Annotated in this window: 27 protein-coding genes; 16 read left to right on the forward strand and 11 right to left on the reverse strand. The window is 40.7% G+C overall.

What is annotated here, in order from left to right:
* The 15 genes from HYU69_12020 to HYU69_12090 all read left to right on the forward strand — a co-directional run bounded on the left by HYU69_12020 (position 1) and on the right by HYU69_12090 (position 9,684).
* Positions 1-798: a hypothetical protein gene (locus HYU69_12020; protein MBI2271062.1), complete on the forward strand. Its 798-nt coding sequence runs from the start codon at positions 1-3 to the stop codon at positions 796-798.
* On the forward strand, positions 798-2,711 hold the full coding sequence (locus HYU69_12025) for a YncE family protein (protein MBI2271063.1): 1,914 nt from the start codon (positions 798-800) through the stop codon (positions 2,709-2,711). Before HYU69_12020 ends, HYU69_12025 begins: the two co-directional genes overlap by 1 nt.
* Before the next feature lie 25 nt (positions 2,712-2,736).
* Complete coding sequence (locus HYU69_12030) at positions 2,737-3,303, forward strand: N-acetylmuramoyl-L-alanine amidase (GenBank protein MBI2271064.1); 567 nt, start codon at positions 2,737-2,739, stop codon at positions 3,301-3,303.
* Positions 3,300-3,500 (forward strand): hypothetical protein, encoded by a 201-nt coding sequence (locus tag HYU69_12035; protein MBI2271065.1) that lies wholly within the window; start codon positions 3,300-3,302, stop codon positions 3,498-3,500. Before HYU69_12030 ends, HYU69_12035 begins: the two co-directional genes overlap by 4 nt.
* Positions 3,501-3,509: 9 nt before the next feature.
* A complete protein-coding gene (locus HYU69_12040; protein ID MBI2271066.1) occupies positions 3,510-3,944 on the forward strand; it encodes a hypothetical protein in 435 nt (144 codons plus the stop codon).
* Complete coding sequence (locus HYU69_12045) at positions 3,941-4,480, forward strand: hypothetical protein (GenBank protein ID MBI2271067.1); 540 nt, start codon at positions 3,941-3,943, stop codon at positions 4,478-4,480. Before HYU69_12040 ends, HYU69_12045 begins: the two co-directional genes overlap by 4 nt.
* A gap of 3 nt (positions 4,481-4,483) precedes the next feature.
* Positions 4,484-4,696, forward strand: a complete 213-nt coding sequence (locus HYU69_12050; protein ID MBI2271068.1) for a hypothetical protein — start codon at positions 4,484-4,486, stop codon at positions 4,694-4,696.
* Between the two features lie 4 nt (positions 4,697-4,700).
* The gene (locus HYU69_12055) at positions 4,701-5,048 is read left to right on the forward strand and encodes a hypothetical protein (protein MBI2271069.1); all 348 of its coding nucleotides are present in this window, start codon (positions 4,701-4,703) and stop codon (positions 5,046-5,048) included.
* An 18-nt stretch (positions 5,049-5,066) separates the two neighbouring features.
* Positions 5,067-5,462 (forward strand): hypothetical protein, encoded by a 396-nt coding sequence (locus HYU69_12060; GenBank protein MBI2271070.1) that lies wholly within the window; start codon positions 5,067-5,069, stop codon positions 5,460-5,462.
* On the forward strand, positions 5,449-5,805 hold the full coding sequence (locus HYU69_12065; GenBank protein ID MBI2271071.1) for a hypothetical protein: 357 nt from the start codon (positions 5,449-5,451) through the stop codon (positions 5,803-5,805). The genes HYU69_12060 and HYU69_12065 overlap by 14 nt, the downstream gene beginning before the upstream one ends.
* Positions 5,714-6,133, forward strand: a complete 420-nt coding sequence (locus HYU69_12070) for a hypothetical protein (protein MBI2271072.1) — start codon at positions 5,714-5,716, stop codon at positions 6,131-6,133. The genes HYU69_12065 and HYU69_12070 overlap by 92 nt, the downstream gene beginning before the upstream one ends.
* A gap of 6 nt (positions 6,134-6,139) precedes the next feature.
* Positions 6,140-6,439, forward strand: coding sequence for a hypothetical protein (locus HYU69_12075; GenBank protein MBI2271073.1), 300 nt, complete (start codon positions 6,140-6,142; stop codon positions 6,437-6,439).
* A gap of 5 nt (positions 6,440-6,444) precedes the next feature.
* A complete protein-coding gene (locus HYU69_12080; protein ID MBI2271074.1) occupies positions 6,445-8,610 on the forward strand; it encodes a hypothetical protein in 2,166 nt (721 codons plus the stop codon).
* Positions 8,611-8,662: 52 nt separating this feature from the next.
* Positions 8,663-9,019 carry a hypothetical protein gene (locus HYU69_12085; GenBank protein ID MBI2271075.1) on the forward strand — a complete coding sequence of 119 codons (357 nt, stop codon included), beginning with the start codon at positions 8,663-8,665 and terminating at the stop codon, positions 9,017-9,019.
* A 134-nt stretch (positions 9,020-9,153) separates the two neighbouring features.
* On the forward strand, positions 9,154-9,684 hold the full coding sequence (locus tag HYU69_12090; GenBank protein MBI2271076.1) for a M23 family metallopeptidase: 531 nt from the start codon (positions 9,154-9,156) through the stop codon (positions 9,682-9,684).
* A 38-nt stretch (positions 9,685-9,722) separates the two neighbouring features.
* Here the strand turns inward: HYU69_12090 and HYU69_12095 are convergent, their stop codons facing one another.
* From HYU69_12095 to HYU69_12130, 8 genes are all read right to left on the reverse strand, one after another.
* Positions 9,723-9,905, reverse strand: coding sequence for a hypothetical protein (locus HYU69_12095; GenBank protein ID MBI2271077.1), 183 nt, complete (start codon positions 9,903-9,905; stop codon positions 9,723-9,725).
* A 9-nt stretch (positions 9,906-9,914) separates the two neighbouring features.
* On the reverse strand, positions 9,915-10,121 hold the full coding sequence (locus tag HYU69_12100; GenBank protein ID MBI2271078.1) for a hypothetical protein: 207 nt from the start codon (positions 10,119-10,121) through the stop codon (positions 9,915-9,917).
* Positions 10,122-10,140: 19 nt separating this feature from the next.
* Positions 10,141-10,383 (reverse strand): hypothetical protein, encoded by a 243-nt coding sequence (locus tag HYU69_12105; GenBank protein MBI2271079.1) that lies wholly within the window; start codon positions 10,381-10,383, stop codon positions 10,141-10,143.
* 39 nt (positions 10,384-10,422) lie between these two features.
* Positions 10,423-11,418 carry a type IX secretion system membrane protein PorP/SprF gene (locus HYU69_12110; protein ID MBI2271080.1) on the reverse strand — a complete coding sequence of 332 codons (996 nt, stop codon included), beginning with the start codon at positions 11,416-11,418 and terminating at the stop codon, positions 10,423-10,425.
* A 2-nt stretch (positions 11,419-11,420) separates the two neighbouring features.
* Positions 11,421-12,980 carry a PD40 domain-containing protein gene (locus tag HYU69_12115; protein ID MBI2271081.1) on the reverse strand — a complete coding sequence of 520 codons (1,560 nt, stop codon included), beginning with the start codon at positions 12,978-12,980 and terminating at the stop codon, positions 11,421-11,423.
* On the reverse strand, positions 12,961-19,710 hold the full coding sequence (locus HYU69_12120) for a PKD domain-containing protein (GenBank protein MBI2271082.1): 6,750 nt from the start codon (positions 19,708-19,710) through the stop codon (positions 12,961-12,963). Before HYU69_12120 ends, HYU69_12115 begins: the two co-directional genes overlap by 20 nt.
* 199 nt (positions 19,711-19,909) lie before the next feature.
* Positions 19,910-20,155 carry a hypothetical protein gene (locus tag HYU69_12125; protein MBI2271083.1) on the reverse strand — a complete coding sequence of 82 codons (246 nt, stop codon included), beginning with the start codon at positions 20,153-20,155 and terminating at the stop codon, positions 19,910-19,912.
* Positions 20,156-20,159: 4 nt separating this feature from the next.
* Positions 20,160-20,369, reverse strand: coding sequence for a hypothetical protein (locus HYU69_12130; protein MBI2271084.1), 210 nt, complete (start codon positions 20,367-20,369; stop codon positions 20,160-20,162).
* A gap of 166 nt (positions 20,370-20,535) precedes the next feature.
* Here HYU69_12130 and HYU69_12135 point away from each other — a divergent pair, with 166 nt between their 5' ends.
* Positions 20,536-20,829 (forward strand): hypothetical protein, encoded by a 294-nt coding sequence (locus HYU69_12135; protein MBI2271085.1) that lies wholly within the window; start codon positions 20,536-20,538, stop codon positions 20,827-20,829.
* A gap of 50 nt (positions 20,830-20,879) precedes the next feature.
* On the opposite strand, the gene HYU69_12140 is transcribed toward HYU69_12135, so the two are convergent.
* From HYU69_12140 to HYU69_12150, 3 genes are all read right to left on the reverse strand, one after another.
* Complete coding sequence (locus HYU69_12140; GenBank protein ID MBI2271086.1) at positions 20,880-21,107, reverse strand: hypothetical protein; 228 nt, start codon at positions 21,105-21,107, stop codon at positions 20,880-20,882.
* Between the two features lie 187 nt (positions 21,108-21,294).
* Entirely contained in the window at positions 21,295-21,879 is a 585-nt protein-coding gene (locus HYU69_12145; protein MBI2271087.1) for a hypothetical protein, read from the reverse strand.
* A gap of 17 nt (positions 21,880-21,896) precedes the next feature.
* On the reverse strand, positions 21,897-22,142 hold the full coding sequence (locus HYU69_12150) for a hypothetical protein (protein MBI2271088.1): 246 nt from the start codon (positions 22,140-22,142) through the stop codon (positions 21,897-21,899).
* Positions 22,143-22,313: the final 171 nt, after the last annotated feature.

A 22,313-nucleotide genomic window follows, 5' to 3' on the forward strand; every position in this document is an offset into this window, starting at 1 on the left:
ATGGTTATTCCTATTCCATCACAACAGCAACAGTTTAAAGTCAAGGTAGGCGTTCGTGCCTATGAGCCTTGTGCTTTGGGCGTGAAATGCTATGATGCAACGAAGCCCAATACGGATTATATCCGCAGGCGTGTTCCCTTTACCCAGGAATTATTCAAAGGGAGGAATCCGGGGTATAAAGAATTTACACTTCCTTTTCCACTTTCACCGGATCAGCTCATGGTGGAGATGTATGATAAAGCGTATGGTGACGATCAGAATTTTCGCATTGAAAAATTTGAATTGGAAAAGATTTTACCGAGAAGTGTTTGGGCAGAACCGGAGGTACATCGTTTTATAGGTTTCGCACAGGATTTTGCTACAAAAGCAGGTTACCTGCCTACCGGAGTATATGACAGCAAAGACGGTGATTTTTTGATTCAATACCTGCCGGTAATTGCAGACGAAGAAGGAAATCCATTAGTAACACCTGCACGGACCAACCGCAAATCAGGAAGGATACAAGTAGCGCAATCAGCTTTTGCAAAATTCACCATCCCGGTAAGGATGGTGGTCTTGTTCCATGAACGCTACCATTATCAGATACCAACACGTTTGGAAAAACCTGCCGACCTACACGGTTTACGCTTATACCTGGACTTGGGATTTCCAAGAACAGAAGCGGTTTACGCTACCACTAAAATATTCAATTCCCATCCCGAATCAGTCGGACAAGGACATAGAAACAGGGTGAAAGACATTGTGAATTTCATTGATAATTATTCAGGGAGAGAAAATTTAAAAATGAACAGAGCTTAATGAAACGTACTGGCAACATAGGTATTAACGGATTGGCGCAAAGCCTCAAAAAGATTTTTGCTGAAAAGAAAAAATCTAAGGAGGACAACTTTGTTGAAAAAACCTATGAGGGAACTGACGATAATTTTTTTGAAGCAACCAATACAAATCTTCGTAAAGCACTTAATCTGGATAAGAAAAGTGAGAGCTATGAAAAGGATTTAAAAAGGTTTGGTACACGCATTAAATTAATTGATGTTGCGGATGATGCTATTCCAAACAGAAGAAATAAAGAAATTCTGCCTCTTAGAAAACCCTCTAAGGCTAAATGTTTTAAAGAGAAGTATAAAAAAGATGTAGAACGTTTCGGTACACGCCAGGGAATTATCAATGTGTCGAACGATGAATATGTAAAGAAGAAAAAGCCAGTTCCTTTTCCTACTGATTTCAGTAAGGCCGTTTACAAATCCATGATGAGCAAATGGAAAAAACGTGAGGTAACTCCCTTTTCTGTTAATCCCTATTCAGATATATTCCGTGAATTTCCTAAAGCACAGATTACCATTCAAAACAAATCCACAGAGGAAAAAGAAGTTGTATTGTGGGGAGGAAATCAAAATATCAGTACAAGCCCGCCTGCTCCCGGTGATGTTCAGGATCATACAGTAATTGCTCAAATCAGTATTCCTTCAGGAGTACATCCGCAAGGCATTGTAGTTAATCCTGCAAACCAGCTTGTTTATATTGCAAATCAACTAAGCGGTACTATCACGGTATTGGATTCCAACAACCAGGTAGTAAAAGTTATTCAGCTTGAACCAACTTTTCCCGGTTTCACATCACCGGTTGCATTGACTGTTAATACAAAAAGTACAAGCGCAAAATACGGTTTTGTGTACGTGGTTTGTTCAGTTGCAAATACACTTGCAGTTATTGATTTATCCTTGAATGTAGTCGCAACCATCCCTGTGGGTTCACGCCCGATAGCCATTGCTTTTAATCCGGTAAACACTAAAGTCTATGTAGCCAACCTTGTGAGCGATAACATGAGTGTCATTGATGCGGATGCATTAACAGAAATTGCAGGCTCTCCATTGCCAACCGGCCAGGATCCTATTGGAGTTGGAATTAATCCTGTAACAGGAGATATCTATACTGCTAATTCACTTGGTAACAGCATTACTGTTTATGACAGCAACAATATACTTGTAACGACTATTCCGGCAGTTGGTCTATATCCCGTTTCCATTACCTACAATCCGGCTAACAACAGTATGTATGCGGTTGCTACCAATAACAATTTTGTTTATCAGATTGAAACGCTTACCCATACCATCGTTGGAATAATTGAAGCAGGAAGTAAGCCATATAACAGCTTCTTTGATTCTTACAATGGATACCTATATGTTCAGAACCGCCAAGACAATACGTTTACTATTATCCGTCCGGACAACAGTAAAATTGACGGATTAAGTTTCGGTGAACAAAACATCGGTGGAGCATTCAACAGCTTTAACAATTCAATATACGTTTCCGATACCAGCAATAACACGATCAATGTTATTGGCTATTTACAGGTAAGCAGCACAATTTCCATTAACTCCGATTACCCGGAAATGCGAGAGGATTTTCAAAGCAATCCTGCTGTGATACAACACGCAAAATTTGTTGTAACAGGGCTGGAACGCTTAAACAGTTTTCGCATCAACAAGTTTACGCCAACAGGCACAGTCAAAAGCAAACCACTCTCATTTGAATTATATGCAAGTCCTCAAAGCGCATTGAATGTTGCTGAAGTAACAGAACTGGCCGGAACTGTCATAGATGGAAAAATGAACTGGAGGTTTAAGCTACCGGGACTACATACAGTGAGTGTCCTGGTATGGTATCGGCAATTTGAGGTCAGAGATCTTTTACAAAATAATTACAAATAACAATTAACCAATAAAATCAATAGCCATGAACAACAAATTAAATTACTTAGTGCTTCATTGCACAGCAACGCCTGAAGGCAGACCAGTTAGCAAAGACGATATTATTCGCTGGCATACAAACCCTGTTCAGCTTGGCGGACGTGGCTGGAACCGTCCCGGCTATTCTGACATTGTAGAACTGGATGGAGATTTAGTAAGCATCATCCCTTTCAATACAGACGACTTTGTAGATCAGTGGGAAATCAGCAATGGTGTTGTAGGACTGAACGGAAACGCCCGTCATATCGTGTACGCTGGTGGCATTGACAAAGAGAACAAATCACCTAAAGACACTCGCACCAAAGAACAGTTGGCAACTCTTGAAGTGTATGTAAAATACACCATTAAGCGCCATCCTAAAATTTTGGTATTGGGACATAACGAAGCTCCCAACGCACATGGTAAAGCCTGCCCAAGTTTTAACGTGGGGGAATGGTTACGCTCCATTGGAGTTTTGGAGGCGAACATTTACCACAAACCGGTAGAAGAAGAAAGGAAAGAAGTGGTAGCATCCGCAGCGGTAGAAACAAACTCTACTGAAGCGGAAGCATGAGGACAGTACTCATTCTCGCAGCGGGAGTTTGGATGGGCAGGGAAATCTACATGACACTTGCCAAAAATCAGGCAAGGCAGCGTGAAGTGAATATCCGAAAGCAACTGGAAAGATTCATAAAAGAAAAACTACCCAACCTTCAAGCTGAAGAAATGAAGAAAGAAGTGGAAGATATTTTAGGTAAAAAATTCTCATAGTAAAAGCAGATGGCAACTATTATACAAGACATAATCGTACCGGAAAAAAGCTCCGAATGCTCGGAGTGGATCAGCTATTTCAAGAAGCTGGAGGGAAAGTTTGGTGCTGAAAATGCCAAAACAATTTGGTTGAAGACTTGGCAGGTGAACGGTTCAACTGCTTCCTGTACTTCACGCCCTGATTTTAATGCTTTTTTCAAAAAACACGACATAGATGTTACCAACCTGGCTACGGCAGCCGTTGCATCGGCTGCTGACCTGGGAGGAAGTATCATGGGCCTTGGCAAAGGCATTACCAAAGTGCTGACCTACGGAGTTCCCATTGTAATTACTGTGGGGCTTGCAGCCGTCCTATATGCCATTGTAAAAGTTGCACAGAACACGTCTGCATCTGATGTTGCAGCATTAACCCCACAAGGGAGGGTGGCAGGATTACTAAGATGAAAGCCGCAGCTATAAAACTCGCACAGAACAATACAAAAGTCCTTCTGACAGTAGGCATTGTATCTATTGCCGGAGTGTGGATTGGGGTTGCTGTATTCAACAGTAAGAGAAAAAAGCGTGACCAGTTGGCCATTGCATTTTTCAGCGAACTGCAAAGGGATATTGCTCCTGATTCTGTGGGCCTTGTTGAAAGCAATGCTTTTGACATACACTATTGGGAAGAAATCGGAAAAAAGGTAAAGAAGCCAATGTATATGCTTACGGTGGCCAGTGCAAAAGCATACGCAAAAGACATACGTGATTCATGGGGTGTGTTTGATGATGATGAAGCTAAAATCAATAGTGTATTCCGTGCATTGAAAGACCAGGTACAGGTGTCGCAAATTGCTTTTCAATATTATCAGGCATCCACCGAAAAGATAAACCTGATTGATGATCTCAAAAGCCGGTTAAGTAAAGAAGAAGTCGGAGAAATATTAGAGATCGTGAAAAAACTTAAACAATACCGATTGGCCGAACCACCAAAAAAGAAATAAGCAATGGCAGATACAACACAGGATAAGGAACAAAAAAAAGGACTGTTAAAAAAGTACCTCGATAATACTTTCGGAGATGAAGGTTTACGAACGGATGTGAAGATTACGCTCACCAATGATACCATTTTCAAGTTCGTTGCTGCCGTGGTGGGAGCCACAACATTAAGCACAGTCGCTTACTATATGATTAAATCAATGTTCACCAGTAAATCATAGTACAATGAAGAAAGCATTGATAGCAGTTTTTTCAATTTCTCTTACAGCCGGAACGCTCTACCTGACGTACTCGCAGTTCAAAGACTATTTGATTAAAAAGTTGGTGAAGTCATGGGTAGAGGCAGCAGAAAAACAAAAAAAGGAATTAATCGAAGATCAGATAAAAAAACTCAAAGAAGAACTGGACAAGCTCTACTTGTGGGAAGTAAAACTGCTTGCAAATTATTCAGAGAAGGCAATCGAACGTGTAAGCGAAAAGGAGCTTGCACCTATGATCACCAAGCTCAAAGAAAAAAAGATACTGGAGAGAGCCGATTTAAAACCAGTAGATGTAATTCTTTTCGGCACTTAATTATTAATCAAAATATCTATGGAAACATTAACAGACATTATCGCACAAATCAAAAATTACATGACTGCACTTGACTGGCAGTACATTATCACGTTCATCATTATCTGTTATGGCATCAACCACTACAAGGTAAAAGAAGGTTTACAGAAGGCAACCGGAACACAAACCCGGACACGTTACCGAGTTATCATTATCGGGATCATTTATGGAACCGGATTGTATTTCTTGCGAGGGTACAAATTGCAGCAAATCGAAAACCTTTTTCAGTCATTCATTTTTGCTTTGGTCTTTCACAAGTTCATTGTAGAAGCACTCTTGTATTGGCTGGCTAAACACGCATTACCGGAATCTATTTCAAAACATTTATTGGACGAAGAACAAATTAAAAAGCTGAACGGTAATGAAGGGAAATAACATCATAATCTCAATTCTTTTATTCATTTGCTTTGGGCTGTATGTAGCATTAGAGTTGAAAGTCCCTTGCAAGGACGGAGAGAAAGAATGCGGAGAAAACACAAAACGACTGGAAGCGAAAAATGATTCATTCCATAAAAAGAACCTGGTACTGGATGAAAAATATAACGCACTCCAATTGAAAACAGATAGCCTTCAGGAAAAACTTTCCAGTACCCAAAAAACCATAGTTCAATTAAAAAACAAACAACATGAAAAAGTTAATGCCATTGATGCTCTCACTAATGATGAGCTTTTCGGTTTCTTCTCAAAGTTTAACACCGAAAGTAGTAGTCCAAAATAAGGATACGCTTTTCTGTTTTACGATACCGCAGAGCAAAGTCATAGCAAAAAATTTGGAAGGCAATCGGTATTGCGATTCAGTTTTAACGCAAACTGAAAATGAAGTCGAATTATTAAATCAGTTGCAGGCCGTCAATGATAGTTCAATACTGATACTTAAAATGAAAACGGAAAACCAGCAAAGTATTATCATCAATCAGGATGCAGTTATCGGAAATCTTGATAACGATTTGAAACAATCCGAAAAAAAAATTCGCAGGGAACGATGGCAGAAAAGATTATTTGCTGCCGGCACATTCATATTCGCAGTATTAACCATTATAAAATAAAACACTATGCCATTAGTAATAGAACCAATAGACGAAGGTGGTGAAGGGGGAGGAATAACTCCACAACCACCCACGCTGGAAGAAATAATGAACCAGTCCGGCCAGTTAACTAACCCGAATTTACCCGGAATTAACCATATAAAGCGAACTAACATCAGCAATTATGTAGCAGGAATTATCCAAGCCCAAAGCCTCAATGCTTCCAAGGTACAAATGCTGATGAAAGATATTGGAACAGACATATCGGTTACGATTTATAATGACGGAGCAATTCATTCACAGATTAATTATTCACAAATACCCTAATTACCATGAGCTTTATCGGAGGATACCAAAGTGATGTAAATCTCAACGACATAAATTTTGTCGGAGATTTTCCTATTGACCATTCCATAGGAGGCTTCGGTATAACTACCGGAGTTGATGATTACCTGCTTGTTTTAACACCTGCCATTTTACAATACCGTCAGGGCTTACCATTGGAGGTAAGATTTTCTCAACCGAACACCGGAGCAGTAACAATCAATGTTAATGGAAGGGGTATAATTGCAATTAAGAAAATTGTTGCTGGAGTATTGGTTAACCTGGAAGCGGGAGATCTGACTAACGACAAAGTTTATATTTTAATTTATGACGGAACTGTCTTTCAGATTGCCAATAGCAGTCATTTATTGTTGGATGCAACAGAGACACGCATGGGCATTTCACAAATAGCCACTTCTCAAGAAGTAGTTGACGGTGTGGATAATAGTAAAATCGTTACCCCTGCTAAATTGGCTTCTTATATTGCAGATAAAGTAACAGGGCTTTGGGAAGACCAAGGTCTTATTGATTGCTCAACTAATCCACTTTATCCGGCTGGTCAAACAGGAAATGCTTACACAGTAAGTACAGCAGGAAAAATTGGCGGACTATTTGGACCAAATGTAGGGGTAAGAGATATTATTTATTGTAACATAGATAATGAAGGTGGAGACGATGAAAATGTTGGACACAATTGGACGATTATTCAAGCAAATTTAGAGCAAGCCTCCGAAGTAATTGCAGGATTTGCTAAAATCGCAACGCAAGCAGAGATTACTTCTGGAATTAATGATACCAAATTCATCACTCCATTAAAACTAATTACATGGTTTGCTTCGCAACTGGCAACCGAGCTTCAGCCGGGAATTTCAGAAAGAGCTACACAGGCAGAAGTAAATGCAGAACTTGACGATCAAAGACACATTACTCCTCTTAAACTTATTAACTGGTTTATAACAAAAACCGCAACGGAAGCAATAGCTGGTATCGCTGAAATTGCAACGCAAGCAGAAGTTACTGCTGGAGTTGATGATACCAGGTTCGTCACTCCACAAAAGCTGGCAGCGTATGTAGCAGGTAAGATAACTGGCTTATGGGAAGATAAAGGAACAATTAATTGCGCTGGAAATCCAAATTATCCTGCCGGGCTAAAAGGAGATGCTTATACAGTCAATGTTGCCGGTAAAATTGGTGGGCCAGCAGGAATAAATGTAGAAGTAAAAGACGTTATCTACTGTAATAATGATAATCCGGGTGGAACACAATTAGCGGTTGGAGCAAACTGGACTATTATTCAAGCTAACCTTGAACAGGCTACTGAATTGTTAGCTGGCTACTCTGAATTAGCTACGGTAGCTGAAGTAAATACAGGTATTGATGACCAACGTATAATTACCCCTTTTAAATTAAGGGTTTTGTTAGATAACCGTCTTGCAACGGAAATTTTATCAGGCTTGATCGAACTTGCAACTCAGGCAGAAGTAAATGCTGGTTTAGATGATATCCGGGCAGTAACCTCCCTGAAGCTGATGACACTCCTCAATGCACTTTTAAAATATCAGGCAGGCGCAGGTGTAAATTCCATTATACCAAAATTAGGAGTGAACAATACTGCTCCTGGCTCTCATGCTGCTGTATTAAATGGAAACAATAACCGAGCTAATAGCACCTTTAGTGTAGCTATTGGAAGTTATGCAGATGCGTGGCAGTTCAATGAATATAGCAAAGCTCCGGGAGCTTTTTTTGCTACCCAGGGAAGTGTTCAACATAGTGTTTTAACTATTTGGAACATTGTGCCGTCTGGTGGAGGAATATACCCAATCAACTTGGATGGCGGTGGAGCAAGTGCTTCTAACCGTTGGAGGATTCCCAATAATTCAATCATACAGTTTATGTTGCAGTTTAGCATTGTGCAAAATTCCGGTTCAGCGGGAACAATTGGTGATACCTGGACAGCCATTTATGAAGGCGTGGCAAAAAATGTGGGCAATGTTATTTCATGGGTAGGTGGAGCGCCTACTGCAAGAGAAATTCGTCAGGATGCAGGTCTTTCTCCCTCAGTTTCTTTCGGGACTTCAGGAAACGAACTTATTCCTATTGTAATTGCTATTGCTAACAAGAATCTTCATGTAAACATTACAGGATATATCACGCAAACCAAATTTAGTCTTTGAAGGGTGATCCCGGTGGAACCGGTGATTGAAATTCCCTAACAAATAATTTACTATGGATTATTTAAAACTGATAGCCGTATTATTTAGCGCAACCGGCTTTTGGAAACTGGTGGAGCTGGTGATCCGTTTCCGGTCTGATAATCGGAAACAGGCTGCCGAAATCAGGAATCTGAACGCACAGGCTGAAAAGCTGACCTCCGAAAACTGGATTGAGTGGTCAAAAACCCTCGAAAAAAGGGTAAAGGAACTGGAAGCCGTAGCAGAGGAAAACAAAGAACTCAAAAGACAAATCGAGAGCCAGCGTAACCGGATCTGCGAACTGGAGAATAAAGTTGACAAAGTGGAAAAGGAAAACGAGCAGCTGCGGAACCAGCTTCAGGAAATTTCAAAAACGCACGAACATGAGTGAGCAAAGCAAATTAATGAAAGCGCTATACACCGTATTCCTCATTGCGGTTACTGTTCGCACTTGTGTTTCCCTGTACGACAGGTTTACAGAGGTCGAAAAAAAGGAATTTGATTGCAAAAACAAATTGAAGTAAGATGAAAATTACACGCAAGCAGGTATTTTGGGGACTTGGAATAACAGCCGGGTTAATTACCATTGGTGTATTGGTTCATAAGCACCGCAAGAAAATTAAGGAGATTGCGGAAGAAGCCGCAGAAAAAGCCCAAAGCTGGCTCCGTCCGGTGGTCGCTAAAATAACCAGCAAGTTCGGATATCGCACAGATCCCAAAACCGGAAAGCAAAATGCCTTTCATAACGGTATTGATTTAGCTGTTCCCGTTGGAACACCGATTAAAAGCCCTATGCCGGGCATTGTGGATGCTCTTACTTCGGGAGGGGATGGAGGCAGCCAGGTTATCATTAAACACGATAACGGCTATAAAACCGGATATGCTCATTTATCCAAGCAGCTGGTGAAGAAAGGCGATAAGATAAAGCAGGGTGATGTTATTGCACTCTCTGGGAACACGGGAAAAAGCACTGGCCCACATTTGCACTTAACATTAACGGATCCCTCCGGCGCTAAGGTTGATCCGCAAAAAATGCTTTATTCTGGTGTAGTGTAAGGGAGGTATTGCTTAATTTTTTTTCATTTAATTACAAATTATTTTTTCTCATTCGCACTGTCTTGCAGCTCTTTTTGTTTCTCCCGTAAATATTTAAGAATGGTTCTTAAACTTTCAATTCCATTCCCGTTCCTTCCATCTTTCATAGTGTTCTGCAATTTCCCTTCGGTTTCCTTTATCAACGCAGTAAGGGCTTCTAAATATGATGTTGTATCAGGCATTACATCTTCTCATTTAGGGATATTTTCTCCAGTAAATAGTTTAAAATAATTTTCCCAATCGTGAAATTCTTCATTCACGTTTGGCTTGGCAAGCAGCTTGTAGTAATAATAATCCCTGCGTTTTTTAAAACTACGTATTCGATTCAGGCAAACTAAGTAGATAATAAGCCCGCCACTAATAAGCCCTGAAATAAACATACAAATATCCTCTATCATTGGCATAAAATTTATCTATTTATATCAAAGTTTTTAGTATCTCCATTGCTCTCTTTACATTATTCCATTCCTTTTCGTTGACCTTGCTTTTTTCAATACGAGTTAATGCAAGCTCTAATTTTTCGATAAACCTCTTGATGATATGGCTGTTTATCCCGTTCTCAATCATTTTATCTCTCGCAGCCCGGATAATGTACTCAACAGAATAAACATCAGCTGATTGAATTATCCTTTTCATCGTTCTGTCCCTGAACTCTTTCATTTTCTCTCTATTTTTTCATAAACCTGGATTTAATCATTGCTAAAATTTCGGGCAAGGCAATAACATCTTAAATTTTGTTTTTCTCTTTTTACAGATTTTGTAGTAACAGGTAATTTCATGCGCTCCCCCGCTGGCCATTGTCAAACGTGATAATGTAATATCATAGCTGTACCCAAAATGAAATTTGGGAGTTTCAACTGCTACAAGAACTGCAATACCATCATTGCTTGAATATCCCTTTTGCGAGTAATTGGTAAAAGGAATACCCCTGTACCACAGCCCGAAATTCAACGGACTTTTTATGTAGTACAGTCCCCAGCTGACCTGGCTGAATTTATTTTGATTTTGATAATTTATGGCAGGGACAATATATTCGGTCTCATTCTTTTTCTCAGGACTATTTACCTTTATCTTTATACCTCCATGAACAGATGTCTTAATAGGCAAATTAGAATTACCATAGCCAAGAAGAGACTGGTTGGGACGGTTCAGATGGCTTGTAGAAACTCCGAGCCAGTATTTTTCACTGTATAAAAGTGTACCTGCTCCCAAATCCAAAAATGTACAGTTAATGGCCGGATCTTCTATCGTGCTGACGTTCCCTCCCCGTACCACTTGGTCTCCAAACAGAAGGTTACCATAGCCAAGACTTATCTGCTGCCCTCCAGCCTGTGCGCCAAAGCGGATCGCTACTTTTCTTGTAAGCAGTGCACTGTAAGAATAGTTTAAGTTGAAAATCGTTGTCTTAAGCCCTCCGCTCCCTGCAACATCGGTAGCGAACATTATACCAAGTCCGCTATTGTATTTTGGAATAGGGCCATCGTATGAAACAAGGTAGGTGCTATATCCTTTGTGAATACCCGTCCACTGATTCCTGGCCGTCAAGCTGAATTTGGAACATCTGTCCGCACCGGCAAAAGCAGGATTTAGATACATGGAAGTAGAATAAAATTGAGTGAAATGAATATCCTGAGCCTTCGCAGCACTCACTGCAAATAATAGAATAGTTAATATGAAGCCTCTGCATTTCAACATGGCTATTTTTTCAGGATAAATTTTTTATTCAATGTTTCATCAACTTTGTAAGTGTAATTTTCCTGCACCGCTATATAATCTGCCGCATAGATGGATATTTTATATTGCTTATCAGGCTTTACAATTAATATGAACTTTCCGGTATGCGGATTAGAGGTATATGTGCTGATTATTTTATCAGCATCTTCAGACAATGTTATTTTCCCTCCCGAAATAGCATTTCCATTTTCATCGGTCAGCTGACAAGATATAACTGTATATTTATTTTGCAAGTCAAGGAAATCAATTTTATAAATGTCTGATAAGCCGAAACCATCCTTTCTTTCAGAAGAAAAATAACCTGTCGTTCCATTTGTATTCAGTACAAAGAAAATATCATCGTTGGAGGTATTGATTGGATATCCGATGTTTTCCGGCTTGGCAAAGCTGGCTGAATCCCTGTTGAAGCTGCATTTAAATACATCGTACCCTCCCATATTGTTTGATTGCCCTTGTGAACTGAAAAACAATACATTTTCTATTGGATGGACAAAAGGCGCATCTTCATCATAAGGTGTATTTACATTCGCTCCGAGATTATAAGGTTTGCCCCATGCTCCGTTTGGAAGTTTTTTTATCATGTATAAATCTTTGCCTCCATAACCTCCCGGCATATCACTGGAAAAGAAAACCGTCTCCCCATCAGGGGCATAGCAAGCGCTTGTTTCTATATAATCTTTTGAGTTGATTTCTGATTCCAATAGTTGAGGAACCGTCCAGTCAGTTCCATTGTGAACTGAAGTATAAAAATTTCCCGTTAGCAACGTATCATTGGAATTATAAATAATTATTTTTTGTCCGTCAGCAGAAAGCCCCGTACAGGCATTGTTTCCGGGGGTATTAATGTTTGGGCTTATGCCGGAAGCATTTGTCCAATAATTATTCTTTCTCTTTGAAATTAAAATATCCTCGTAATATTCCCCGAACACATCCTTCTTTCCTGACCGTTTGGAAGTGAAAACCAGCACACTTTCATCGGCAGGAATAAGCGGGGCATATTCATCAAAAGGTGTATTAATGGAATCACCTAAATTTTCAATAACAATATCTGATAAAGGATGCGTTTCTGCATACTTCGCATACAGGCATTTTGCAATCTGGTCGTTTATTTCCCTGAAAGAATGCTCTTTCTCATAGTTCGCTTTCTGATACGACTGAAAATATTCAAGGGCCTTATTGTAATCGCCTCTCATCTGATAATTGGCCGCAAGGTAATACTTCAATTCATCGTTATCATATCCCTTTGCCTGCTCAAAATACCTTAATGATTTGCTTTTATACCTCTTGATATGAAAATAGCAAACACCCATTCTATAATTGATTTCTTTATCTATGGTATCGAGATCATACAAAACCTTATACAGCTCCAAAGCGTTCAGGTAATCGCCTTTGTCGCTTTTTTCGTTGGCCAATTGATATACTTTTAGCTTGTTCACTTTCTTGGATTGTCCGATCACCGGTGCAATTCCCAAAAGCAAATACATCAACAGAACAAAAAATATTTTAGCGTATGAGTGTAACATCTCCTGTTTTTCTATAAACTTTTCCGTTAATAAATTTCACATAGCCTTTATAAACATATACATCCTGCTGGCAGATTTTTTCCTTAAAGTACCCGTTCCAGCCTTGCTTAATATCGTGTGTTTCAAAAATTAATTCACCCCATCGGTCAAAAATCAGCAGCTCGAATTCGACAACATCTGCCGTGTAAGGGAAGAAAATATTGTTATCCAAACTGTTTGGATCATAATAGCCGTTTGAATTGCTATTGGGATCAGGAGTAAAGGCCGATGGAAAAGTGATAGTAGGCGTTACGGTAACATCCAGGTACATCGTATCTGCACAACCGAAAGCACTGGTAGCAATTAACTGGATAACATAATTGCCTGAAGTGTTATACTTATGTTCAGGATCGGTTTGGTTGGAAGTAGCACCATCTCCAAAACTCCAATAATAAATGGTTGCTCCGGTAGATTGATTGTTACACTTTAACAGATCCACCGGTATAAGTAAATTGGTTGAGTTAACAGAGAACAAAGCATTAGGAATCGGGTGTGCTATAATCAATACAGGATTTGCGGAATTGCTATTGGTACATCCCTGCAAAGTAGTAACCTGCAAAACGACACTGTATGTGCCTGCATTATTATAGGTGTGTGATGGATTTTGCAGAGTGGATGTAGAACCATCCCCAAAGCTCCAAAACCATGAGGTGATAGGATCGCTGTTGTTTCCCGTCAGAGATTGATCTGAAAAATAAATCGTAACTGGAGTACATCCCTCCAATGTGTCGGGTGAAAATAATACAGTGGGTGGCGGATTAAAATTCACCTTAATCGAATCTTTGATAACCGTACCGCAGGAATTAGTAATTGTTACTACGTAGGTCGTTGGCTGGCTCGGTGTAACCGTATAAGGCCCTGTACCATTACCAAGTCCGTTGTTCCAGGAATATGTTAAAGAGCCGGTATTGCCAGTAACCATAACAGATACCTGCGAGCTTTGTCCCGGACAAATAGGCGTAGTAGCAGACATGGTAATACTTCCCGGAGTTAAACTAAAAACATTTATGGCGATTGTATCGCTCTGATAAAAACAATTATTCTGGTCATAGGCTGTTACTGTATAAGTTGTAGATACAGTAGGTGAAACAGTCTGTGTGCTGCCATTACCTGTTATTGAAGGACTCCAGGAATAGGTATAATTTCCTGTTCCACCCGATGTGCTTGCGCTGATGGTTGCCGATTGTCCCAAACAAATGGTATCGCCCATCCCTGCCGTAGTGATAACCGGTGTAGGTTGTGTTATAGTGATCTGTAAAGAATCCTTGCAATTATTCGTATCGGTTACATATGCCGTATAACTGCCCTGCGAAAGATTAGTGGCCGTTATACCCGTCTGAACGGGAACAGTTGACCATGCGTACTGATAAGGAGTAGTTCCCCCGCTTACAGAAATGCTTGCAGAGCCATTGTTGCCGGCATAACAAGTAGGCGGAGAAATGGAAATGGTTGTAGTAACCAATGCAGCAGGTTGTGTGATATTGAAAGACAGGGAATCTTTACAGCCGTTTTGATCGAGCACAAGCACCTGGTAATTTCCAATGGCCAGGTTACTTACGCTGGAGGAACTGCCCACATTGGGAGACCAGGAATACGTATATGCAGGAGTACCACCATTTCCTGTAACCGCTATCAAGCCGTCCCCAGCACCGAAACAGCTTATGTCTTTTTTGTTGTTTGTGATGATAGAAACCGGATTGGGTTCGATAATAATTACGCTGGCTGAATTTGTACATCCGTTATTGTCGGTTACTGTAACCGAGTAGCTGCCCGCTGTCAGATTACTGATGGCAGAAGTTGTAGCACCTGTATTCCAGCTATATGAATAGGGGCTTACACCTCCATTTACAGCAGCAATAGCGCTGCCATTATTGTTTCCAAAACAGGATATATGAGTAGGAGTGATCGTTGCACTGAGCAGAGCCGGTTGGGTGATGTAAAAAGCGGTTGAAGAAATACATCCGGTGCTATCTGTTACAGTTACCGTGTAAGTCCCTGCACACAGGTTATTTATCGAAGTTGTAGTTGCACCGTTCACCCAAAGGTAAGTATAGGGCGGAACACCGCCTGTTCCTCCAACCGTTGCAGAACCGTTGCAGCTTCCATTACAGGTAACACTCGCAGAAGTAACAGGAATGGCGGTTACCCCCGGATTGTTATATACCTGAACACTTCCCGTTTGGGTACAGCCGTTGGCATCGGTTACCGTTACAAAATAATTAGCTGATGGTATATTGCTGGCTGTTGCAGTGGTTTGTCCGTTGCTCCATAAATAAGAATAAGCACCTGTGCCTCCCGATGCTGTTACCGTAGCGGAACCATCGCTCTGGTTACAGGTCGAAGGAGCAAAAGAGAAAGAAAGCGCTATTGCAATAGGTTCATTTACAGTTACGCTTCCTGTGACCGCACAGGAATTTGAATCGCTTATGGTAACTGTATAAGTACCTACTGTTAAATTGCTGGCTGTTGCACCGGTTGCTCCCGTATTCCACAAATAAGTATAAGGAGATGTGCCACCGCTGACCGCAGCAGTAGCGGATCCATTCGTACCTCCATTACAGCTTACCGATACGGGAACAGTATTCACCGCCAATACGCTTGGCTGAGTGATTGTGAAAGAGCTGCTGGCCGTACAACCGTTATTATCCGTTACGGTAACAGAATAGCTGCCCGGAGCAAGACCTGTCAGCGATGAAGCTATTTGTCCGGTATTCCACAGATAGTTATAACCAGGTGTACCGCCTGAAGCCGAGACCGAGGCAGAGCCATTACCAGCTCCAAAACAAGAAACATTATTGTACAAAACAGTGGCAGTAAGCGCAGCAGCAGGCTGGATAATGGTAAGAGAAGCCACTGAGGTACATCCATTGGCATCGGTAGTGGTTACTGAATACGTACCCGCCTGCAAACCGCTGGCAGTTGAAGTAGTTTGTCCATTGCTCCACAAATACGTATATCCGGGCGTACCACCTGATGCGGAAACAGAAGCCGTACCATTGCTGCCACCAAAACAGGAAACATTCCCCTGTGAAGTCCCCGAAGCTAAAGCAGTAGAAGGTTGTGTGATGGTAACGGAAGATATTGCCGTACACCCGTTAGCATCGGTAATTGTAACAGAATAATTTCCGGCAGAGAAACCGCTTGCAGTGGAAGTTGTTTGTCCACTGCTCCATAGGTAAGAGAAAGGACTGGTTCCTCCTGATGGAATTACGGTTGCCGAACCATTGTTTCCTCCAAGGCAGGACACATTCGTTTGCGTGGCAGAAGAAGATATGGAAGGGAACAATGAGATGATTACGGTGGCCAGTGTTGTACACCCTTTGTCATCAGTGGTGGTAACCGAATAACTGCCTGCTGATAATCCGCTAACAGAGGAAGTTGTTTGTCCGTTGCTCCACAGATACGTATAGGGAGACGTTCCGCCCGAAGCGGTAACCGCTGCTGTACCATTGCTTGCGCCACTGCATACATTCGTTTGCATGGCAGCAGAAGAAAGAACAGAGGGCTGAGTAATGGTAACCGTTACGGTTGCTATACAACCATTGACATCGGTAACGGTTACGGAATAATTACCGGCAGACAGTCCGCTTGCAGAAGTAGTAGTTTGTCCGCTGTTCCATAAGTAAGCATATCCAGGAGTACCACCCGAAGCAGTGACAAAAGCAGAACCATTAGTTCCTCCAAAGCAGGAAACATTATTTTGTGATGTGGTAGAAACAAGCGCAGTTAAAGGTTGTCCAATGGTAGTTGATGAAGTGGCCGCACAGCCATTGGTATCTGTTACTGTTACAGAATAATTACCGGCTGTAAGTCCATTCGCAGAGGAGGCTGTTTGTCCGCTGCTCCACAGGTAGGTATAACCAGGCGTACCTCCTGAAGCGGAAACCGAAGCCGTACCATTACTTCCGCCAAAACAGGAAACGTTACTATTTGAGGCGGTAGCTGTAAGTGCAGAAGGTTGAGTGATGGAAACAGATGAAGTTGCCGTACAGCCATTGGCATCGGTGGTAGTTACGGAATAATTGCTCGCTGCAAGATTTGTTATTGAAGTAGTTGTTTGTCCATTGTTCCACTGATACGAAAAAGGAGTTGTTCCGCCCGATGGAATAACGGTTGCAGATCCGTTGCTTCCTCCAAAGCAGGAAACGTTTGTTTGCGAAGCGGAAGAAGATATAGAGGGAAATAACGAAATAGTAACTGTTGATGTTGATGTACAACCATTGAAATCAGTGGTTGTAACAGAATAACTTCCCGCTGAAAGACCGGTTGCAGAGGAGGTGGTTTGCCCATTGCTCCAAAGGTAAGTATAGGGCGATGTGCCACCTGAAATAGAAACAGCTGCTAAACCATTGCTCGCTCCACTGCATACATTCGTTTGCATTGCAGTAGAGGAAAGAACTGTTGGTTGCGTAACAGGGGCCGTTGCAACTGCTGTACAACCCTTCGTATCGGTAGTGGTTACAGTATAGGTTCCTGCTGATAGTCCGCTAATGGATGAAGTGGTTTGTCCACCGTTCCACAAATAAGTATAAGGCGAAGTGCCGCCTGAAGCCGATACGGAAGCTGTACCGTTACTACCTCCGAAACAGGAAACATTTGTTTGCGAAGTAGTGGATGTAAGGGCAGCCGATGGCTGTGTGATGGTGAAGGATGAAGTTGCAGTACAATTCTTCGTATCTGTAATGGTTACTGAATAATTCCCTACCAATAATCCGCTGACTGAAGAAGTGGTTTGTCCACCGCTCCACAAATAAGTATAAGGCGATGTACCGCCTGAAGCCGAGACCGAAGCCATACCATTGCTGCCTCCAAAGCAGGAAACATTGCTTTGTGAAGCGGTGGATGTAAGTGCAGCAGCTGGTTCAGTAATGGAAAAAGATGCTGTTGTTGTACAACCTTTTGTATCGGTGACGGTAACAGAATAACTTCCTGTCTGTAAATTGTTGGCAGTGGAAGCAGTTTGGCCGTCACTCCATAAGTATATATAAGCCGGTGTGCCGCCTGTAGGAGAAACAGTTGCCGAACCATTGCTTCCTCCGAAACAGGAAACATTGTTTTGTGTACCGCTTGCAGTGGGTGTGGGATTTACCGTTACAGAAGTTGTTCCGGATGGCCCCGGACATCCCCCCACTGTTGCAATGACCGAATAGGTTGCGGTATTGGCAGTGGTCGCATTAATAATAACGGGATTCTGTAAAGAAGAAGAAAAACCATTAGGGCCTGACCAGGAATAAGTGGCTCCTGCGATGGTATCTGCAAAAAGGTTTATAGTGCTTCCTGTACAAACAGAATTATTGCTGCTTGCTATGGGTGCAGCGGGTAAAGGATTAACTGTTATAGTCACAGTCCCGGCTCCCCTGCAACCCCCATTGTCTGCAATTATAACATAGGTAGTGGTTACCGTTGGTGTGGCAACGGGGTTCTGGCAGGTGATGCAGGATAGTCCTGTTGAAGGGGACCAGTTATAGGTGGTTCCAGCGGGTCCGCTTGCGCTTAATGTTGTTTGCTGTCCCTGGCAGATAGTGGTGCTTGGTCCCATTGTAAGTGCAAAAGCCGTTGGCCTTGCAGCAGGTATCAAAGTAGCATTCAGATATAGCCTGGCAGCATTGATGTCCAGCAGGGCTGTATAGGGAGCATAATCATGTCCTCCGAGATAAAACACATTGCCTCCGGCTGTGTCAAGCGGAAGCGTTAATTTTGCACCGGAAAACACGATGGTATCTTTCGCATTTGCAGTGCTGACAGCATGATAAAACCCGCTTTTCCAGGACGAGCCTGCTTTTAATCTCCAGTTTTTTCCTGAACCACCTTCATTGTGCTGCATCAATCCATGAAATTGCATTACCGCTAAATCAACATTGTAATAAGTATTACCAGTGGTATTTATGCCAATCTCATCAAGCCCGGTAGTGGTCTGAAAGAAGTGATTGTTTTCGTATCCATGAGGATTATTCGTATGAACTGCATGACACTGCGCTAAAAAATTTCCTCCGCTGAATACAAAATCTCTTACCTTGCCAGTGATAGCTGTATCCGCAATTGTTGCCTGCCAGTGCGCTTCGGAACAAAAAGTATAACACTCTGCCAGCCCGGTGAAGACACCGGCATTAATTATATTATAGTTTGTAACGCCTCCGCCAGTAAGTATTGCAACGTGGATTGCCTGATTACCCCCATTGTTAAATACCGCAATTTTCGGACGGAAATCTAAATCGTAGCGCACATCCACCGTTACATTTTGTGAGAGCCGGAATACGGCAACATTATTTCCGTAGGAAGTAATCACCTGCGTTGCTGTTTGTCCAGTGAAAGGTGAAGGTTTATTTATCCAAACACTGTCAATGATGAAGGCACTGGCAATGAAATTAATGTTTGCAGAAGCAACAAATGAAGGGTAGAGTCGTTCGGCAGTTGCGGAGAAGTCAATGCCATCTTTTACTTTACCGGATTTTATTACCCACTTCACAGGAATATCATTCAGCAAAAGCGAGTGAACCAATCCGTATGCTTTTAAATTAAATGGCGAACCGATGTTCTGGTTATTATTGTCCATTGGAATCACCAGTGAACCTTGCGGGATATTCTGTAAGTCTATGGGAGGGTTAGGTAAATCTTTATACTGTGCAAATGCTTTCACAGCGACCAAACACATGAACGATATAAATAACAGTATTTTGTAGATTTTTATCATTCATTGATTTAGTTTATTTATATAATTTATACGAATAGTTGGCCCTAAAGTTTGGTAAAGTTTTGCACATTTTTCCGTTTAATTTCGAGTTTTTTTTTGGGGGGGGGCGGAAAAAGGTTTTTAACAGGCTATTTTACGCCGTCGGCCTTATAAGTACTTCAGAATTTGCGAATGTGGAGTTTGCTTTGAAAGGAATCGCTTAAAATATTTTTTCCCAATCGTGAAATCCTTCATTGGGACAACCGAATTTTGTGGGAATATCGTTGGAATGAATAAGGGTTAAACAACCTTTGCAATAAAACCCTTTTTCTCCTTCGTGACCCAGATCACGCCAGGAATGAAAATTACCCCCTTTTAAGCAGCCGAAATTGTTGGGAGTGGATTTTGACTTAACCAATGTCCCACATTTACTGCATAAAAAATTTTTAACCGGCATGGTCTTCATTTTCTTATTTGTAAAACTCTATCATTTTTAAATATTGGTTTCCGGTGCAGGTGTAAATAGTATGACGCAGATCGCGATGTTCGGAAATAAATTTTTGAATTTGCTTTTGCAGTGTATCTACTGCAAAAATTTCCTCGCCCTTTTTTGGAGATATCAGCAGTTTATAAAACATACTGCCATTAATTTCAAAAAAATCAATGTTCATCGCTATCATTCCCATTTTTTTTAAAGATTTGCGAATACGCATAAGGACATCTATGAAACGATACGATGGAATGCAGGGTTGCGTGAAAAATGAATTAAAGTGTAAGTAAATAAGAACAAATGAGAAACAAAAATCATACAACTTACGTATCACTGCTTATAAATCCCGCCCGCCTATGTCAGACAGTTACTCCAGGATAACAATTATTGACAAGGACAAAATTGGAGAGCTGCGCTTTCCAAACACAGAGGTTATTTTATCAAGAGAAGGAATTGCCCAGCGAAATTCGGATATGAACAGGGCCATGCTGCTTGGCAATAATTACAAAGGAAAAGTAAAGATCATTTTTGAAGATGATGAAAATGTTAAGCAGGTTGAAACGACTGTTTGGAGTTATACCGATAAACGCATCATTCTGAAAAAAGGACTTGTAATTCCGATACATCGTATCCATGAAATAAAAGTTTGAGCCTGTCTTATTTGATGATGTTATAACAAATCAAAAAAGCCAACGAAGACTTATAAGGAAGGAGGATTTTTACGGTTCCTTGTTTCAGGATTAAAAATACGATTATGATTTTCAACTATCAATGGGTGATTAAAAAGTGCTCTCCAGCCGTTACAGGTTTTATCATTGCAATCACAGGGAAGTACCACAAAATGTTTATCGAAATATTCCCGGTCGGGACAATTAGGCTTGTTTGACATATCCTGAAGCCAATTTGTTATAAATTCTTCTTTGGTCATTTCCAGCAGGTGCAAAAATTAATCAATAAGAATTAATATTCCCATCAATACAGTAAGAACAAATGCAATAATCATTAGGATAAATCCCAAACTACGAAATTCCGACTTTTCCTCCGGTTTATTTTTTTCATCTTCCATTAATGCGGAATGGTTATAGCTGGCTTTTCCAAAATCAGATACGTGTTTTTTATAAATTACTTAAGCTAACAAAATTGTAATTAAATTCAAAGTCAAGGATTCTTTTCATGTTTAATAATTCCTTTTCATTCGCAATATTGAAAAAAACATTTTTCTGAGTGGGTTTATCAATCTCAAATTTTTCAGGATTTTCCAATGATAATCCCTTCAATAAATCTTGTCTTGCTTCTGAAAACTGGTTCAAAAAAAAGTAACAATATGCCCTTAAATAATAGAAGTCCCATTGACGAGGAGATTGAAGAATAAGAAAACTAAAATCCTCTACTGCTTTTTCATATTCTCCTATTTTTCCGTACAATAATCCTCGGTAACAGACAAGAGGTAACTGATCGGGAGCTGCTCCAATTTTTTTGTTGGTTTTTTCAATTAACAGTTTAAATGTTTCCAAATCCAGGTTGTTTATTTTCATTCTTTCTCTTATTTCAACAAAGAGGGCATGGAATATCGGAAGCAATTCATTAATCGAATAACTTTCCAGTTGCTCTTTAGTATAAAGATCACTGTATTGAGAAATTTTTTCTATTAAATTTTCTCTATTATATTCTTCACCATATTTGATTAAAGTCTTTTTCATAATTCAATAAGGGTTAATTAATTCTCCTTATTGAAAATATGTACTTCACCACCATCATTTTTTACATCTCCATATAATATACCATGAAGAAATACTACTGCACCTGTTTTTAAAATAAGTAACTCTTGAATATTACCGTATAGCCTTGCTATTACGTCTCTTTCTACAATGACACTTTCAGCATCAATATTATTGAATTGAGTATTTTCTTTTACAATAACTCTTCCAGTGATCTTTTGGGTAACAGTTTTAAATTTATCCATTGTATATAAAAATCAGGCGTGAGACTTATAGCTACTCAGTCTCAGGAACCACCAAGTCCCCACCTCCGAATAGCAAGCTCACGCCCTTTTCTGGACGCTTAACTTGCTTCAACGGAGGTGTTCTAAATTGGTGGTTTTGAGACAACCGAATCAGCTAAACGTTATATTATG

Source organism: Bacteroidota bacterium (assembly GCA_016183775.1).
Lineage (GTDB): Bacteria > Bacteroidota > Bacteroidia > JABDFU01 > JABDFU01 > JABDFU01.

Excerpts from the sequence above, each read along its gene's own strand:
- HYU69_12065 (MBI2271071.1), top strand. The coding sequence starts at position 5,449 with ATGAAGGGAAATAACATCATAATCTCAATTCTTTTATTCATTTGCTTT.
- HYU69_12105 (MBI2271079.1), bottom strand. The coding sequence starts at position 10,383 with ATGAAAGAGTTCAGGGACAGAACGATGAAAAGGATAATTCAATCAGCT.
- HYU69_12140 (MBI2271086.1), bottom strand. The coding sequence starts at position 21,107 with ATGACCAAAGAAGAATTTATAACAAATTGGCTTCAGGATATGTCAAAC.
- HYU69_12080 (MBI2271074.1), top strand. The coding sequence starts at position 6,445 with ATGAGCTTTATCGGAGGATACCAAAGTGATGTAAATCTCAACGACATA.
- HYU69_12045 (MBI2271067.1), top strand. The coding sequence starts at position 3,941 with ATGAAAGCCGCAGCTATAAAACTCGCACAGAACAATACAAAAGTCCTT.
- HYU69_12090 (MBI2271076.1), top strand. The coding sequence starts at position 9,154 with ATGAAAATTACACGCAAGCAGGTATTTTGGGGACTTGGAATAACAGCC.
- HYU69_12130 (MBI2271084.1), bottom strand. The coding sequence starts at position 20,369 with ATGATAGCGATGAACATTGATTTTTTTGAAATTAATGGCAGTATGTTT.
- HYU69_12120 (MBI2271082.1), bottom strand. The coding sequence starts at position 19,710 with ATGATAAAAATCTACAAAATACTGTTATTTATATCGTTCATGTGTTTG.
- HYU69_12070 (MBI2271072.1), top strand. The coding sequence starts at position 5,714 with ATGAAAAAGTTAATGCCATTGATGCTCTCACTAATGATGAGCTTTTCG.
- HYU69_12025 (MBI2271063.1), top strand. The coding sequence starts at position 798 with ATGAAACGTACTGGCAACATAGGTATTAACGGATTGGCGCAAAGCCTC.
- HYU69_12060 (MBI2271070.1), top strand. The coding sequence starts at position 5,067 with ATGGAAACATTAACAGACATTATCGCACAAATCAAAAATTACATGACT.
- HYU69_12040 (MBI2271066.1), top strand. The coding sequence starts at position 3,510 with ATGGCAACTATTATACAAGACATAATCGTACCGGAAAAAAGCTCCGAA.
- HYU69_12020 (MBI2271062.1), top strand. The coding sequence starts at position 1 with ATGGTTATTCCTATTCCATCACAACAGCAACAGTTTAAAGTCAAGGTA.
- HYU69_12115 (MBI2271081.1), bottom strand. The coding sequence starts at position 12,980 with ATGTTACACTCATACGCTAAAATATTTTTTGTTCTGTTGATGTATTTG.
- HYU69_12050 (MBI2271068.1), top strand. The coding sequence starts at position 4,484 with ATGGCAGATACAACACAGGATAAGGAACAAAAAAAAGGACTGTTAAAA.
- HYU69_12145 (MBI2271087.1), bottom strand. The coding sequence starts at position 21,879 with ATGAAAAAGACTTTAATCAAATATGGTGAAGAATATAATAGAGAAAAT.
- HYU69_12085 (MBI2271075.1), top strand. The coding sequence starts at position 8,663 with ATGGATTATTTAAAACTGATAGCCGTATTATTTAGCGCAACCGGCTTT.
- HYU69_12035 (MBI2271065.1), top strand. The coding sequence starts at position 3,300 with ATGAGGACAGTACTCATTCTCGCAGCGGGAGTTTGGATGGGCAGGGAA.
- HYU69_12095 (MBI2271077.1), bottom strand. The coding sequence starts at position 9,905 with ATGCCTGATACAACATCATATTTAGAAGCCCTTACTGCGTTGATAAAG.
- HYU69_12110 (MBI2271080.1), bottom strand. The coding sequence starts at position 11,418 with ATGTTGAAATGCAGAGGCTTCATATTAACTATTCTATTATTTGCAGTG.
- HYU69_12075 (MBI2271073.1), top strand. The coding sequence starts at position 6,140 with ATGCCATTAGTAATAGAACCAATAGACGAAGGTGGTGAAGGGGGAGGA.
- HYU69_12100 (MBI2271078.1), bottom strand. The coding sequence starts at position 10,121 with ATGATAGAGGATATTTGTATGTTTATTTCAGGGCTTATTAGTGGCGGG.
- HYU69_12150 (MBI2271088.1), bottom strand. The coding sequence starts at position 22,142 with ATGGATAAATTTAAAACTGTTACCCAAAAGATCACTGGAAGAGTTATT.
- HYU69_12055 (MBI2271069.1), top strand. The coding sequence starts at position 4,701 with ATGAAGAAAGCATTGATAGCAGTTTTTTCAATTTCTCTTACAGCCGGA.
- HYU69_12135 (MBI2271085.1), top strand. The coding sequence starts at position 20,536 with ATGTCAGACAGTTACTCCAGGATAACAATTATTGACAAGGACAAAATT.
- HYU69_12030 (MBI2271064.1), top strand. The coding sequence starts at position 2,737 with ATGAACAACAAATTAAATTACTTAGTGCTTCATTGCACAGCAACGCCT.
- HYU69_12125 (MBI2271083.1), bottom strand. The coding sequence starts at position 20,155 with ATGAAGACCATGCCGGTTAAAAATTTTTTATGCAGTAAATGTGGGACA.